At 64.0% G+C, this 13939-nt stretch carries 19 protein-coding genes; 14 read left to right on the forward strand and 5 right to left on the reverse strand.

Annotated elements, in window-relative coordinates; translation table 11 throughout:
* The 3 genes from AKL29_RS44800 to AKL29_RS13795 form a co-directional block, all read left to right on the forward strand.
* A partial coding sequence (locus AKL29_RS44800) for an efflux RND transporter permease subunit (protein ID WP_244482012.1) occupies positions 1-1005 on the forward strand: 1005 nt, incomplete at its 5' end.
* Positions 1002-4106, forward strand: a complete 3105-nt coding sequence (locus tag AKL29_RS13790; RefSeq protein WP_050384554.1) for an efflux RND transporter permease subunit — start codon at positions 1002-1004, stop codon at positions 4104-4106. The genes AKL29_RS44800 and AKL29_RS13790, both read left to right, overlap by 4 nt.
* A 35-nt stretch (positions 4107-4141) precedes the next feature.
* On the forward strand, positions 4142-4867 hold the full coding sequence (locus AKL29_RS13795; protein WP_028331921.1) for a tRNA-uridine aminocarboxypropyltransferase: 726 nt from the start codon (positions 4142-4144) through the stop codon (positions 4865-4867).
* Between the two features lie 271 nt (positions 4868-5138).
* Here the strand turns inward: AKL29_RS13795 and AKL29_RS13800 are convergent, their stop codons facing one another.
* From AKL29_RS13800 to AKL29_RS13820, 5 genes are all read right to left on the reverse strand, one after another.
* Positions 5139-5342: a hypothetical protein gene (locus AKL29_RS13800; RefSeq protein ID WP_050384555.1), complete on the reverse strand. Its 204-nt coding sequence runs from the start codon at positions 5340-5342 to the stop codon at positions 5139-5141.
* Entirely contained in the window at positions 5339-6661 is a 1323-nt protein-coding gene (locus AKL29_RS13805; protein ID WP_050384556.1) for a hypothetical protein, read from the reverse strand. Before AKL29_RS13805 ends, AKL29_RS13800 begins: the two co-directional genes overlap by 4 nt.
* On the reverse strand, positions 6658-6909 hold the full coding sequence (locus tag AKL29_RS13810) for a hypothetical protein (protein ID WP_152977580.1): 252 nt from the start codon (positions 6907-6909) through the stop codon (positions 6658-6660). Before AKL29_RS13810 ends, AKL29_RS13805 begins: the two co-directional genes overlap by 4 nt.
* A gap of 97 nt (positions 6910-7006) precedes the next feature.
* The gene (locus tag AKL29_RS40690; protein WP_082190589.1) at positions 7007-7897 is read right to left on the reverse strand and encodes a YdaU family protein; all 891 of its coding nucleotides are present in this window, start codon (positions 7895-7897) and stop codon (positions 7007-7009) included.
* The gene (locus AKL29_RS13820; RefSeq protein WP_152977581.1) at positions 7894-8217 is read right to left on the reverse strand and encodes a hypothetical protein; all 324 of its coding nucleotides are present in this window, start codon (positions 8215-8217) and stop codon (positions 7894-7896) included. The genes AKL29_RS40690 and AKL29_RS13820 overlap by 4 nt, the downstream gene beginning before the upstream one ends.
* 558 nt (positions 8218-8775) lie before the next feature.
* Between AKL29_RS13820 and AKL29_RS13825 the strand changes: the two genes are divergently transcribed.
* The 11 genes from AKL29_RS13825 to AKL29_RS13865 all read left to right on the forward strand — a co-directional run bounded on the left by AKL29_RS13825 (position 8776) and on the right by AKL29_RS13865 (position 13906).
* A complete protein-coding gene (locus AKL29_RS13825) occupies positions 8776-9225 on the forward strand; it encodes a hypothetical protein (protein WP_050384560.1) in 450 nt (149 codons plus the stop codon).
* A gap of 47 nt (positions 9226-9272) precedes the next feature.
* A complete protein-coding gene (locus AKL29_RS13830; protein ID WP_050384561.1) occupies positions 9273-9578 on the forward strand; it encodes a DUF5681 domain-containing protein in 306 nt (101 codons plus the stop codon).
* A gap of 23 nt (positions 9579-9601) precedes the next feature.
* Positions 9602-10183 (forward strand): putative metallopeptidase, encoded by a 582-nt coding sequence (locus AKL29_RS13835; RefSeq protein WP_244482014.1) that lies wholly within the window; start codon positions 9602-9604, stop codon positions 10181-10183.
* A 187-nt stretch (positions 10184-10370) separates the two neighbouring features.
* Complete coding sequence (locus tag AKL29_RS42830; RefSeq protein WP_160321749.1) at positions 10371-10541, forward strand: hypothetical protein; 171 nt, start codon at positions 10371-10373, stop codon at positions 10539-10541.
* Entirely contained in the window at positions 10538-10852 is a 315-nt protein-coding gene (locus AKL29_RS13845) for a hypothetical protein (RefSeq protein ID WP_050384564.1), read from the forward strand. Before AKL29_RS42830 ends, AKL29_RS13845 begins: the two co-directional genes overlap by 4 nt.
* 48 nt (positions 10853-10900) lie before the next feature.
* Positions 10901-11353, forward strand: a complete 453-nt coding sequence (locus tag AKL29_RS13850; protein ID WP_050384565.1) for a hypothetical protein — start codon at positions 10901-10903, stop codon at positions 11351-11353.
* Positions 11354-11473: 120 nt separating this feature from the next.
* Positions 11474-11653 (forward strand): hypothetical protein, encoded by a 180-nt coding sequence (locus tag AKL29_RS41915; RefSeq protein WP_152977582.1) that lies wholly within the window; start codon positions 11474-11476, stop codon positions 11651-11653.
* A gap of 60 nt (positions 11654-11713) precedes the next feature.
* Positions 11714-11851 (forward strand): hypothetical protein, encoded by a 138-nt coding sequence (locus tag AKL29_RS42835; protein WP_160321750.1) that lies wholly within the window; start codon positions 11714-11716, stop codon positions 11849-11851.
* A 3-nt stretch (positions 11852-11854) separates the two neighbouring features.
* A complete protein-coding gene (locus AKL29_RS13855; protein WP_050384566.1) occupies positions 11855-12106 on the forward strand; it encodes a hypothetical protein in 252 nt (83 codons plus the stop codon).
* Between the two features lie 6 nt (positions 12107-12112).
* Positions 12113-12448, forward strand: a complete 336-nt coding sequence (locus AKL29_RS13860) for a hypothetical protein (RefSeq protein ID WP_050384567.1) — start codon at positions 12113-12115, stop codon at positions 12446-12448.
* 135 nt (positions 12449-12583) lie between these two features.
* A complete protein-coding gene (locus AKL29_RS13865; protein ID WP_050384568.1) occupies positions 12584-13906 on the forward strand; it encodes a PBSX family phage terminase large subunit in 1323 nt (440 codons plus the stop codon).
* Positions 13907-13939 lie beyond the last annotated feature (33 nt).

Genomic DNA, 13939 nt, shown 5'->3' on the forward strand with positions numbered 1-13939 from the left:
GCGGCGCTCGACGTCAACCGCCAGCGCGCCGGCCAGCTCGGCGTCAGTCTGCAGGGCGTCACCGACACGCTGAACGATGCCTTCGCGCAGCGGCAGATTTCGACGATCTACGGCCAGGCCAACCAGTACCGCGTCGTGCTCGAAGCGCTGCCGATGTATCAGCGCGACCCGTCGATTCTCGACAAGCTCTATCTGCCCGGCGCCAACGGCGCGCAGGTGCCGCTGTCGGCGGTGGCGACGCTGGTCCGGACCACGGCGCCGCTCGCGATCTCGCACCAGGCGCAATTCCCGTCGGTCTCGCTCAGCTTCAACCTGGCGCCGGGCGAGGCGCTGGGCGACGCGGTCGCGGCCGTGAAAGCGATCGAGAGCAGGATCGGAATGCCCGGCAGCATCGTCGGGATCTATTCCGGCGACGCCGCCGAATTCTCGCGCTCGCTCGCCGGCCAGCCCTGGCTGATCCTGGCGGCGATCATCACGATCTACATCGTGCTCGGCGTGCTCTATGAAAGCTATATCCATCCGATCACCATCCTTTCGACGCTGCCCTCGGCCGGCGTTGGCGCCATCCTCGCCTTGATGCTGTGCGGGCAGGATCTCTCGGTGATCGGCCTGATCGGCATCATCCTCTTGATGGGTATCGTCAAGAAGAACGCGATCATGATGATCGACTTCGCGCTGGAGGCCGAGCGTCACCAGGGCATGTCGTCCTATGACGCGATCGTGCAGGCCTGCCTGTTGCGTTTCCGCCCGATCATGATGACGACGCTGGCGGCGCTGTTCGGCGCGCTGCCGCTCGCGATCGAAAGCGGTACCGGCGCCGAACTGCGCTTCCCGCTCGGTATCTCGATCATCGGCGGCCTGCTGCTGAGCCAGCTGCTGACGCTCTACACCACGCCGGTGATCTATCTGGCGCTCGACCGCCTCAACCGCCGGATCGAGCGGGCCGTGCCGGAGCCAGGTCCCAGCGGCCCGCCGATCGCGGGCGCCACCGAGGGCATGCAGTGATCTCGATCTCGGAGCCCTTCATCCGCAGGCCGGTGGGCACCACACTGCTTGCGATCGGGCTGTTCCTGGTCGGGATCGTCGCCTACCAGTTCCTGCCGGTGTCGTCGGTTCCGAATGTCGATTTCCCGACCATTCGGGTGTCGGCGTCCAGGCCGGGAGCCGATCCCTCGGTGATGGCCGCGACCGTCGCCGCACCGCTGGAGCGCAAGCTCGGCACCATTTCGGGCGTCGACCAGATCACCTCGACGAGCTCGCTCGGCACCACCAGCATCCAGGTGCAGTTCTCGATCGGCCGCAATATCGACCGCGCCGCGCGCGACGTGCAGGCCGCGATCAACGCCTCGCTCGCCGATTTGCCGAGCGACCTGCCGTCGCTGCCCAAGTTCCGCAAGGCCAATCCGGCCGCGTCGCCGGTATTCGTGCTGGCGCTGACCTCGAAGACGATCTCGACCAGCGCGATGTACGACGTCGCCGACACGGTGCTGGCGCAGCGCATCTCGCAGGTGCCGGGAGTGGGCGAGGTGACCGTCAGCGGCGCCGACCAGCCGGCGGTGCGCATCGCGCTCAACCCGGTGTCGCTGGCGAACGCCGGGATAGCGACCGACGACGTCCGGCTCGCGATCATCAATGCCAACCCGCTGGGGCCGGTCGGCATCTTCAATGGCGGCCGGCTGAGCGAGACGCTCTCGATCAACAAGCAGATGCGCACCGCCGCCGAATTCCGCGACATCGTCATCAAGAGCTCGAACGGCAATTACGTCCGCCTCGCCGACGTCGCCGAGGTCGAGGATTCCGTGCGCAACTCGCGCTCGATCGCCTGGTTCAACAAGCAGCCGGCGGTACTGATCCAGATCACCAAGCAGGGCGACGCCAACGTCATCGACACCGTCGACGGCGTTCGCAAGATGCTGCCGGAACTGAAGAAATGGATTCCGGCGGGCGTCGAGATCTCCACCCTGGTCGATCGCACCGGAACGATCCGCGCCAGCGTCGAGGACATGCAGTTCACGCTGCTGGCGACCGCCGTGCTTGTGATGATCGTGGTGTTCGTGTTTCTGCGCCGGGTGGTGCCGACGATCGCCGCCGGCGTCTCGGTGCCGCTGGCGCTGGCCGGCACCTGCGCCGGAATGTGGCTCGCCGGCTTCTCGATCGACAATCTGTCGCTGATGGCGCTGGCGATCTCCGTCGGCTTCGTGGTCGACGACGCCATCGTGATGATCGAGAACATGTACCGCAATCTCGAGCAGGGCATGGCGCCATATCCGGCCGCGGTCGAAGGCGCCAAGCAGATCGGCTTCACGGTGCTGTCGATCTCGCTGTCGCTGATCGCGGCCTTCACGCCGCTGATCTTCATGGATGGCATCGTCGGGCGGCTGCTGCGCGAATTCTCGCTGACGCTGGTGTTCGCGATCGCGGTCTCGACCGTGGTGTCGCTGACCATCACGCCGATGATCTGCGCGCATTACATCAGGGAGGCGACCTCGGATCATGCCACCTGGTACGATCGCGTCATCGAGGGCACGCTGTCACGTGTCGTGGCGTTCTATGCAGCGACGCTGCGGATCGTGCTCGGCTATCCCTTCCTGACCCTGGTGGTGTTCTTCGCCACCGTCGCGCTGACGGTGACGCTCTACATCAAGACGCCGAAGGGTTATTTCCCGACCGACGACAGCGGCTTCGTGATCGGCTCGACCCGGGCGTCGGCGGATATCTCGTTCCAGGCGATGCTTCAGCTGCAGCAGCGGCTCGCCGACATCGTGATGGCCGACCCCGCGGTCGCCGGCATCGGCTCGTCGGTGGGCTCCGGCGGCGGCCCGGGCGGCGCCACCTCCAACCGCGGCACCATGTTCATCAGCCTGAAGCCGCCGGAGGAGCGGGGCGGGATGTCGACCGCACAGGTGATCGACCGGCTGCGCCGCAACCTGTTCATGGTGCCGGGCATCCGCCTGTTCATGTTCGCCGCCCAGGACATCCGCACCGGCGGCCGGCAGAGCGATTCCGACTACCAGTACACGCTCGCCTCGACCGACCTCGAGCTGTTGCAGAAATGGGCGCCGATCGTGGCCAAGCGCATGGAGACGGTGGAGGGCATCACGGACGTATCCTCCGACCGCGATCCCGGCGGCCTGCAGCTCAACCTCGTGATCGACCGCAAGACCGCCTCCAGCCTCGGCGTCCGCGTGCAGGACATCGACAACGCGCTCAACAACGCCTTCTCGCAGCGGCAGATCTCTTACATCTACACCCAGCGCAACCAGTACGTGGTGGTGCTCGAGATCGATCCCAAATTCCAGAGCGATCCGTCGAACCTCGAGCGCATCTACGTTGCCGGCGCCAACGACGTGCAGGTGCCGCTGTCGGCGCTGGTGCACTACCAGCGTGGATTGTCGGCGCTCGCGGTCTATCACTCCGGCGGCTTCCCCTCGACCACGGTGTCGTTCAACCTGCTGCCGGACGTGCCGCTGGAGGTCGCGACGACGAACATCCAGCAGGCGGTCAACGAGCTGCACATGCCCGAGGGCATTCGCGGCAGCTTCGACGGCAATGCCGGCGATTTCAACAAGACCAGCGGGCGGCAGCCGCTGCTGATCCTCGGCGCGCTGGTCGCGATGTATATCGTGCTCGGTGTGCTCTATGAGAGCCTGGCGCATCCGATCACCATCATCTCGACACTGCCGTCGGCCGGCCTCGGCGCCTTGCTCGCCTTGCAGGTGACCAACACGCCGCTGACCGTGATCGCCTTCGTCGGCATCATCCTGTTGATCGGCATCGTCAAGAAGAACGGCATCATGATGGTCGACTTCGCGCTCGAGGCCGAGCGGCATCAGGGCCTGTCGTCGCGGGACGCGATCTTCGAGGCCTGCCGGGCGCGCTTCCGTCCCATCCTGATGACGACGATGGCCGCGCTGTTCGCCGGCGTTCCGCTGGTCATCGCAACCGGCCCGGGCACCGAGCTGCGCCGGCCGCTCGGCATCACCATCATCGGCGGCCTGTTCGTGTCGCAGATCCTGACGCTCTACACGACACCGGTGATCTATCTCTTGATCGACCGGTTGCGCCAGCGCCGCGAGCCGTCAGGCGTGCACGCACCCGCGGAATAGTTTGAATTGCACGATTGCAAGCGTATAGCGGAGCGATGTCCGAACCGACCGAAGCAAAAACCGATATCGTCGCCGAGATCGAGGAGTGCGCGCATTGCGGCAAGCCGTTGCCGCTGTGCATCTGCGACAGCGTCACGCCGATCGAGAGCCGCGTCCAGCTCCTGATCCTGATCCATCCGCAAGAGCAGGACAGGGCGCTGGGCACCGCGCGACTGCTGGCGCGGCATTTCGAGAACGCCGTGGTCCGGATCGGGCTGTCCTGGCCGAGCCTTGCCAAGGCACTGGGCCGGCCGGTGCCCGATCCGTCGCGCTGGGCGGTGCTCTATCTCGGCTCCGCCAAGGTCGAGGACCTCGAGACCGATGCCGAGATCGTCGCGATCAACCGCAAGGGCGAACTGGAGCCGCATCAGCGCGCCATCCTGGCCGACATCGAGGGCATCGTGCTGCTCGACGGCACCTGGAGCCAGGCCAAGGCGCTGTGGTGGCGCAATGCCTGGATGCTGAAGTGCCAACGGGTGATTCTCGGGCCGAAACGGCCCTCGCTCTACGGCAGACTGCGGCGGGAACCGCGCCGCGACGGCCTGTCCACCATCGAGGCGGCCGCGATCCTGCTGGCGGGGCTGGAGAAGCGGCCGGATATTGCCGCAACGTTGTCAGGCAGTTTCGAGCGGATGCTGGCGAGGTTCCGGGAAGTGCAGGCCAAACTGCCGGAATTGGCGCCCAAACCGAAGAAGCGGGATTTCCGGAGGCGCCGGCGCTAGAGCCTGATCCGGAAAAGCGCGAAGCGGTCTTCCGGAAGGATCTTGCTCAAACAAGGGGCACCTTACCTTCCGGCTCGGTTGCCTATCGGAGAGAGGCCGTATATGAAGTCCGCCGCAAGGGGCCACGTGGCGGAGTGGTTACGCAACGGTCTGCAAAGCAGATGGGTTTGCGAGCATTTTCAACGCCTAGTTCTGAAAACTTCGCGTTTTCGCCTCGTTGATCCTGCTGGATTATTTTCGAGATTCAGAACTGGACGACGGTGCGGGGCCGCTAATTGCGCGGCTGAATAAATAGCCGGACCAGCCAGCCGCAGAACCATCCGAACGCTTGGGCCAGCAAGAGTATGCCGACGACGTAGATGGCCGCGCTGCCCCACAGCAGTAGCTGCGATTGCCCCACATCCCATGGCAACAGAGATCGGATAACGTCAGGCAATCGCTCCAGCGCTTCCCAGACCCGCTGGATGTCCTTCATAGCGCGGCGCCCTTCGCCGTCGGCTCGATCGGCGCCGGCGTCTCCGCTGCATCCTGCTGTGCCAGCACGTGGGCGTAGCGCTTCTGGGTTGCCGCCAGCGCGCGTTTCTCGGTCCGCTTCGCGTAGCCCTCGTAGGCTTTCGACGTGTGGCCGGAGAGGGCGCGGCCCTGGCCGTCGGTCAGCTCGGCTTCCTCGAGCTCGGTCATGCCGCCATGCCGGCAGGCATCCAGCGTGAAGGTCGACGGCAGGCCGAGCAGCTCGCGCAGCTTGCGGACGTGGCGGGCCATAGTGTGGATGTCCCAGACCTGCGCGACGTGCTTCTCGGTCCGGCCGGGCTTCATGATCAGCCCGGTCCCGAGCTTCGGCAGGTGGCTCAAGACCTCCTCGGCCTCCTCGTAGAACAGCACCCGTTTCTCGTCGATGACGGCCTCGAGCGGGTGCAGCACCATCTTGCCGGTCTTGTGGTGCTCGATCCGGATCTGGTTAGGGTGATCCTTGCCGCGGTACCCGGTCCACGTCACATAGCCCGCCAGCACGTTCTCCGGGCGCTGCAGCCACTCGAAGCAGATCACGGCAGCCGCGGCAGGTTGCACCTGGCCGGCCTCGATCGCGCCCCAGGCGAAGGCGTAGACCTCCTCGCGCGTCGCCGCGGGCTTGGTGGCGTACTGGCGCCGGCGCATGGCGACGCCTTCCCAGGGGTTCCAGACCGGCGCCTCGTCGGCCGCCTGCGGCCCCTGAATGAACAGCCCGGGGTGCAGCCGGTGCACCACGCGCCAGGCGCGGCGGCACAGCACCACCACCTTCTGGGCGGTGCGCGGCCGCTCGGCCTTGCCCTTGCGGACCGGCGTCGTGAGGATCCTGTCGTAGAGCTTGTCGGCGACCACGGGCGTGATCGATGTGATCATGCGATCGCCGACCCGGATTCCGGACTTGCCGATGGTGTTGGCGACCAAGTCCATGGTGATCTCGTAGTCCGGGGCGGTGCGGGCAGAAACCCGCTTCTGCCAGTCGTTCGAGCTCTTGTAGGTCTTGAACAGCCAGTCAACCGTGCCGGCGCGCAGCTCGACTTTGGGCTTGGGCGGCTCGCCTAGGCGCATGCGGTCCCAGTCATCGAACAGGCCGTTCAAAGTGGCGGCGCGGCCTCCCTTGCCATCGGCGCCGCAGGCGACCGTGTAATCGTCGCCAAGCGCGGTTTCGTGCTCGCGGTGCAGCGTGCAGCCGAGCTTGCGGTAGACCGTCGGGAGGGTCCAGTAGTAGCGGGTTTTGCCGTTGACCGCTTTCGTCAGGACGAAGCGGGGCACCGGGCGGATGAGGCTCACAGATCCGCCTCGACGTCCGCCGCGGTTTCGCTTGCGCAAGGCTGGTCCGTCCGGGTGATCGCCCGGTCCAACTCCGCCGTCAGCCATATCTGGCGCCGTCCTCTTTTGATCGCGGGCGCCGGGTAGGTTCCCGCCTTCACCTCGCGCAAGAAAGCCTCAACTGAGACCTCGCCGCAATAGCCGGCCGCCATCGCGGCGGGCTGCCGCGGGGGATAAACGCCGGGCAGGAGGGTGGCAGGGCGACTCATTCCGGGGTGTCCCCGGTCGCAGCGCTATCGCTTGGCTCAATGGTTCGAGTACGTCCCACTAAAGAAAAATCTCCATATTCCGATGTGTTTAGTCACGTTACGCGGCGACTACCTCAAGCCGCCGACCGTCGATCGCCAATCCATACTTCGCGAGCAATTCCGCCGACGCGCGACAGCCGGTAAGGCCCGGCTCCGGTCCAGCATGTCGCGACCACACCCGCGTCCGCGCGTAGAACTTCACCGCGCTTTCGAGCTGCAATTCGCCAGCGTCGACGCCAGCCGCATCCGCGATAAACGCAACGGCCGCATGATCCGACCAACGCTGTTGATTGAGCCAGGTGCAGGCCTGCGGGATGAACCGCGTCCCGATATTGCCGCGCGCCAGCTCGTCGGTTGCGAGCTTCTTTGCCGCGTCGATCAACATTTGCGGATCAAGCCCGGTTTTCACCAGCGCGTTGAATTTGGTTTCCGCCGGCTTGCGCGGGTTTGGACCGTCCCGCCGAGGGTAGGCCTGCCAGAATTCATCGAAGCGAGACGGCTCGGGCCTCGCCCGATCAGAAATCGGACGAGAGATATCTTTCTCAGATGATTGTGGGTGTGGCTGTGGTTGGCAGAGCAATTCGTCAGCATTGCTTGTAGCAATGCTAGGGCTTCGCTTGTTCTTTGCCTTTGCTTCCCCACCAGCCTTGCCGGCTTCCACCCGCTTTCGATGCTTTTCGTCCGCTATAGCCAGCTCTTTCTCGATCCGACCGTGCGACCACTTGTCATCGGCCACATCGAAGAACGGAGCAATCTTAGGCCGTAGCTTGAGCCACGCTTCTAGCGGAAGCCTAGCAATGCTAGACAAGGTTTCATCATCATCCGGCGGTGCACCGTTCGCCCAATAGTCGAGCATCAGGAGCAAATATGCCCCGTGGCCCTCGGTGGTCAGCCGGGCCGTGTCACGAACGTAGTCACCGACGTAGAAGGGAAACCAAGGTTGGCTCACGCTAGCGCCCCCTCAACGCCGCCGCCGGCCTGGACGCCGGACTGCTTTACCTTGTTCCAGCAGATGCCGCAGAAGTAGCGAAAAGCCCTGTCTCGGCTCCATGGCATCTTGCCGGTTGCTGCTTCCATCGCTTCTTGAACGTCCTGGACGTTTAGCCGCTCCAAGAAGGAGCGGATGCTCGCGAGGCGAGTGCGGTTGATCTCATCATCACGAAACGCCTGCATGAAGATTTCGGCGACGAACCAGAGTTCGTCATCGCGCTGCTGCTTGCGCGCTTCTAAGCTGGCCCGGTAGGGGCTGATCTGTTCGGCTTTTTCCAATGTCATCTCCGTTGGGCGCCCGGCCGGCCAAGGCACAGGTCGCGGTGCTTCGCTATTCGCGAAACCGGGGCCCAACGAAGGCTTGAGTTTTCGCGACCACTTCCCTTTGGCCAAGGGAATTCATTTTCTGAATGGTCTGTAGGACCGCCACCGTTAATTCTCAAAGCGCCATCCGATGCGCATCCACAGTGCGCCCACAGAAATCAGTCGCGATGCGAGGGTGGAGAGGTGGCGCCCGCAATGGATCGATCGCAACTCATGTTTTACATGAACTTGTGGCTCGCTAGCCGCCGAGTGGGCGCGCATGCGAACTGAAACGTTTCGCGAAACGTTTCATGCGTCTGGGGGTTGTCGGGCGGCTCAATTCTGAGCTGTCCGCCTCCATTACTCCTTAGCGAGCGTTGGCATGTCGACGTTACGCGCGAAGCGACGCGGTCTCCGCATCTGCGCCCGGGAAGTTATCCCGAGATTTCTAAAAACCACTCACTTTTCGTTTCCGGAATTAAGCAAATCAGCCGCTCTCTACACTGCATGTCCGTAGCAGATCTCCGTTCCCGCATGAGCGATGTCCCCGGCATCGAAGCGCTGACGATGCGCGTTGAAGCTGGTCGCATCCTGCTTTCGTGGGGTGCTTATACCGCGGCGGTCGACGCCTCGGCCTCAGACCATGAAATCGAAACCGCGATCCGGAACGCGATCAAGCTCCCGCCGGTCTCGCTCATCCCCGACAAACCCGCGCCGGTCGTTTCGCCGGCCGCACCACAGGAACAATCCGCCATGAGCGCGAGCAATCCCGCCTCCGTTGGTCAAACCGTCAAAGCCCTGATGGACGAGCACGTCAGGCTCATGGCCGACATCCACGCGGCGCAGCTCGAAATCCTACGCTCCAACCTGGCGGACCAACGTCAGACCGTTGCAGCGGGCGTCGGAGCGTTCGCCAGCACGATCGCGGCTCAAACCGACGAGTTCAAATCGATCATGGGCCAGTACACCAACGGCGGTCAGTGATCGTCCCGGATTGGGACGGCGCAACAATCTCTTAACGGTTGAGAACAATGGCTTTCGAAAAGGGCAAATCAGGCAACCCCGGCGGGCGGAAGAAGGAGAAGCCTTTCGCCGATGCGCTGCGCGTCGAACTGGCCGCTGTCAGCGATCAGGACAGCCGCGGACTGCGAGCCATTGCCCGGAAGGTCATCAAGCGGGCTGAGGCTGGCGACCTGGCCGCTGCATCGTTCATTGCCGATCGTCTCGACGGCAAGCCGGCCGTTGCCATTGAGAACGGCGAGGATGGGCCGTTCGAGACCGTGAGCCGGATTGAGCTGGTCGCTGCGGCGTTCCCTGATGGCGGGGTGTCTGAATGACGCGGCCTCGGGCTCCAGCGCATTTGCTCGACGTCATCAGCGATGGGGCGGCTTTCGTGCCTGCGCCTGACGTCGAACGCTGGATCTTCGAAACCTTCATTGATGAGGGGTCGACGCTCGAAAACCCGGAGCATGCCCATTTGCAGGGCGCTCGCATCGGTGTGCTTTGGACATCGGTACCGAACGGGAAGCATGGGCGGGCGATCGTCGGTCAAGCGCAGCTCTGCGGCGCCGGCGGCTCGGACAAATGGGCCAAGGGGAAGCTCGAGCAGCAGCTTACCGAATGGTTCGGTGCGATCCCTGATTTCCTGGTGACGCTGTTCGCTCCCTATGCCGACCAGGCGAACGACGCGACGTTTTGCGCGCTGGTCGAGCATGAGCTGTCCCACTGCGGGCAGGAAAAGGACGAGTTCGGCGTTCCGAAGTTCACGCGGAACGGGCCGTCCTACTGCATGCGAGGGCATGACATCGAGGAATTCATCGGCGTGGTTCGCCGCTACGGCGCTGATGCCGCCGGCGTGCGGGCCATGATCGACGCTGCGGCGGAAGGTCCGACGATCCCCGGCGCGGATGTGAGCTTTGCTTGTGGGAACTGCCTGCGATGAGCGCAAAACCCCTCCACGGTGTCGCCTTTGTACGTATCTCGACGTCGCCGGCGCGCGTCGACAACGAATTCTATGCCGTTTTCGTGCACGGCGAGATGAGGCCAATTCAATGGGCGTCCTGGTCGGCGGCGAGCGCCCATTTTCACGCTGAGTGCAGCACCGTCGACGTCAAAACAAGGGAGATTGCATGACCTTTCTACCGCGCTTCATCGAACCGCCTTGCATCGTGGATCGGCGCCGGCCGGTCCAAGCCGATTGGCTGTGGTTTCTGGCCGATCTCGGCTTTCGCGACGTGCGCAACAGCTCGTCCCGGATCGCGCTCGCGCAGGGCATCGCAACGTTCCGGGGGCAGGCATGAGCGGGTATCTGTGCCTGACGATCGAGAAGATGCCGCAGGGCGGCTTTGTGGTGTTCGAGGGCCGCGGATCGAACGCCGGTATGAACAGCTATTGCGGGCCGCTGTTCGCCTGCACCGCGATCGGGGAGGCGCTGGACTTCATGAAGGGGCAGCTCGTCCCGCCGGTCGCTTCCGTCAACGTGGTTCTGGTCGAGCCTCCGCCGGAGCCGGCGCCGATGGCTGAGGAGCGCTGCGAATATCCGGACGCGCCGTCGCCGCCGGCGCCGCGCCGTGATCGCGCCGAAATGCGCAAGTCCGGCAACTACGTCTGATCTGAGCCGGCAGTTTCCGGCAGCACATTGGGGAGACACGGGGAATAGATGAGCCAAACCGAACAACAGTTGGTCGACCGCGTACAAGAGCTTGAGGCGCTGCTAGGCGTCGGCAACGACGACGTTTCGCGGCTGTTGACGGTGCTCGATGCCACGCCGCAGCAATGCGAAATGATCGGTTTCATGCTCAAGCGGGCCGTCGCCGGCCGTGAGGCCATGTTCACCGTGCTCTTTGGCGCTCGGCCTGAGTGCGACAAGCCCGAAATGAAGCTGATCGACGTGCAAATGGTGAAGGTGCGGGCCGCGCTCGAGAAGGTCGGCATCACCGTGCACACCGAATGGGGGGCCGGCGGCTGGTCTCTCACCCGCGCCGACAAGGCCAAGCTCCGCGCCATGATGGAAGGCCGCGAGCCGCCGCCGGCGTGCGCTCCTGTCGCTTCGCCGCGGCCGGCGCCGATGCCGTCGCCTGGCGCGCGCGCGGCCTGTCTGGAGGGTGTGTGATGCCGCTCCTGGCGATGGCCTGCCTGTGCCTCATCTACGATTGCCCTGGATTGGCGTGTACCGCGCTTTTCCTCTGGGCCGTTTGTGACTGAACCTCAACCCTAACCAGGAGCCGCGCCCATGTGGCCGCAAATCACTTTCCTAACCCTCATGGCGATCGGCTTTGGCATCGGTCTCGCTCTCTTCGGAGAGAACCGCCGCGGCAAGTACGATTTCGCCTATGTGTTCATCGGTCCAGCGCTCTCGCTCTGGCTGCTCTACGAGGGCGGTTTCTTCGCCGCGCTCGGCTTCGCTCCCTAAACCGTCAACCTGCGAAATTTCGCAAGTTGGCATTTTCAACCCTGCAAAACTGGAGATCCTATGCCTTTTCTCGCTCGTGTTAGCTCGAATGCCGTTGCCCTCTCGTTCGCCGTCGGCTCGGCGCTCGCCTTCGTCACCGATCACGGCTGGGCCGGCCTGCTGCTCGGCCTCGCTGCGCTGGCCTGTGTGGAGGGCTGAACCTTGAAGGACATGACCAACGCCGAAGCGGTCGAAATGATGAACCGCTGCAAGCACGAAATCGCCACGCTGCGGGCGACGATCGAGCGTTTGCGGCCGAAAGCCGACGCCTACGACAATATCGCGGCTGTCCTGCGGTTGCTTCCTCAGCCAAGCGTGGGGATGGGCGAGGATCTGGTGTGGATCTTGGACAAGCGCATCCGCGAATTGAAAGAGCCGGATGTCAATGCCGTCCTGGCCGGTGCGGAGGGCTGAGGTCGCATGAATTCTATCAGGATTAACGGGCTCTCGATCGTCGGAGGCCGAACTATCACCGTCACCAGCAATCACGTCTTTGTCGACGGCAAGGACGTGACGCCGGACGCAAAGGACATCCGGATTGAGGTTTCGGGCAACGTCGACCGCCTCGAGGCGGACGCATGCAACCTCATTTCGGTGGCGGGCGACGTCGGGAGCGTTTCCACGCTATCGGGCGATGTGAGCGTGTCGGGGGCGGTTGGCGGACTGGTTCAAACGATGTCCGGCGATGTCGACTGCGGGCCGGTCGGCGGAAGCGTCACCACGCTGTCAGGCGATATCCGTCACGTGCGCGTCTGACGAAACGTTTCCGGTAGCGTTTCATAGTCGTTCCATGACGCACGATGACCGAATAGCGCTCGCTTACCTGGCCGTCCTCTCCGGGTGGTTTGCGCTGCTCGGCGTGCAGTTCGTCCGGCATTTGCTCGGCTTGGCATGACCGCGGCTCAAATCCTCCTGCCTCCCAAGCTCGTCCCGGTGTTCACCGGGGAGGCCATGTATCGTGGCTCTCACGGCGGGCGAGGCTCCGCAAAAACGCGCTCTTTCGCCACGATGGCGGCCGTTCACGGCCTCCGTTGTGCGCGAGAGGGTAAAGACGGCGTTGTGGTGTGTGGTCGCGAGTTCATGAATTCGCTGGCTGATAGCTCGTTCGAAGAGGTCAAGGGCGCGATTAACAGCCTGCCATGGCTCGCTGATGCCTACGACGTCGGCGAAACCTACATCCGGACCAAATGCCGGCGGATCAATTTCGCTTTCATCGGCCTGCGGCACAATCTCGACAGCGTGAAGTCGAAAGCGCGGATCCGGCTTGCGTGGGTCGATGAGGCCGAACCGGTTTCGGATGTCGCATGGACCAAGCTTGACGCGACCGTGCGCGAAGAGGGCGCCGAAGTCTGGGTCACCTGGAACCCGGAGCGCAAGAAGAGCGCAACACATCTGCGCTGGCGGGCCGATCCGCCGCCGCAGTCCAAGATTGTTGAGCTGAACTGGCGGGACAATCCGTTCTTCCCGTCGACGCTGAACCGGAAGCGGTTGAACGATCTCGAAAAGCGGCCGGATCAATATGATTGGATCTGGGAGGGTGGGTTTCGGACTGCGGTCGAGGGCGCATACTACGCCAAGGCGCTTGCGCAGGCGAAAGAGCAGGGCAGGGTTACGTTTGTCCCGCGCGATCCGCTCATGCAGACGCGGGCCTATTTCGACATCGGCGGCACGGGCGCGCGCGCCGACGCGGTGTCCATCTGGATTGCCCAATTCGTCGGGCAGAAAATCAACGTCCTGGACTATTACGAGGCGCAGGGACAGCCGCTATCGGTGCATATCGACTGGATGCGCTCGCGCGGCTACGGCAACGCCTGGGTGATCCTGCCGCATGACGGCGCGCACGGGGACAAGGTATTCGCCACGTCCTATGAGAGCGCGATCCGGGAGGCCGGCTTTGACGTGCTGGTGATCCCGAACCAGGGCGCCGGCGCGGCCATGGCTCGCATTGAGACCGGCCGGCGGCTCTTCCCGCGCATATTCTTCAACGCGGAGACCACTGAACCGGGCCGCGATGCGCTCGGCTGGTACCACGAAAAGAAGTCGAACGATGACCGAAACATCGGGCTCGGACCGGAGCACGATTGGTCCTCGCACGCTGCGGATGGCTTCGGCCTGATGTGCATTCACTATGACCAGCCGGCCGGCGCACCGCTGCCGCGGGAGCGCTACGGAAGCCGGCGCAGCTCGGGCGGCGGCTCCTGGCAAAGCGTTTAGTCAAGCATGGGCGGTCAGTTTGCGATTTTGCGC

The sequence above is a fragment of the Bradyrhizobium pachyrhizi genome (assembly GCF_001189245.1).
In the GTDB taxonomy this organism is placed as follows: domain Bacteria; phylum Pseudomonadota; class Alphaproteobacteria; order Rhizobiales; family Xanthobacteraceae; genus Bradyrhizobium; species Bradyrhizobium pachyrhizi.

Excerpts from the sequence above, each read along its gene's own strand:
- AKL29_RS13865 (WP_050384568.1), top strand. The coding sequence starts at position 12,584 with ATGACCGCGGCTCAAATCCTCCTGCCTCCCAAGCTCGTCCCGGTGTTC.
- AKL29_RS13825 (WP_050384560.1), top strand. The coding sequence starts at position 8,776 with ATGAGCGATGTCCCCGGCATCGAAGCGCTGACGATGCGCGTTGAAGCT.
- AKL29_RS13850 (WP_050384565.1), top strand. The coding sequence starts at position 10,901 with ATGAGCCAAACCGAACAACAGTTGGTCGACCGCGTACAAGAGCTTGAG.
- AKL29_RS42835 (WP_160321750.1), top strand. The coding sequence starts at position 11,714 with ATGCCTTTTCTCGCTCGTGTTAGCTCGAATGCCGTTGCCCTCTCGTTC.
- AKL29_RS13800 (WP_050384555.1), bottom strand. The coding sequence starts at position 5,342 with ATGAAGGACATCCAGCGGGTCTGGGAAGCGCTGGAGCGATTGCCTGAC.
- AKL29_RS13795 (WP_028331921.1), top strand. The coding sequence starts at position 4,142 with ATGTCCGAACCGACCGAAGCAAAAACCGATATCGTCGCCGAGATCGAG.
- AKL29_RS41915 (WP_152977582.1), top strand. The coding sequence starts at position 11,474 with ATGTGGCCGCAAATCACTTTCCTAACCCTCATGGCGATCGGCTTTGGC.
- AKL29_RS13860 (WP_050384567.1), top strand. The coding sequence starts at position 12,113 with ATGAATTCTATCAGGATTAACGGGCTCTCGATCGTCGGAGGCCGAACT.
- AKL29_RS13810 (WP_152977580.1), bottom strand. The coding sequence starts at position 6,909 with ATGAGTCGCCCTGCCACCCTCCTGCCCGGCGTTTATCCCCCGCGGCAG.
- AKL29_RS13845 (WP_050384564.1), top strand. The coding sequence starts at position 10,538 with ATGAGCGGGTATCTGTGCCTGACGATCGAGAAGATGCCGCAGGGCGGC.
- AKL29_RS42830 (WP_160321749.1), top strand. The coding sequence starts at position 10,371 with ATGACCTTTCTACCGCGCTTCATCGAACCGCCTTGCATCGTGGATCGG.
- AKL29_RS13830 (WP_050384561.1), top strand. The coding sequence starts at position 9,273 with ATGGCTTTCGAAAAGGGCAAATCAGGCAACCCCGGCGGGCGGAAGAAG.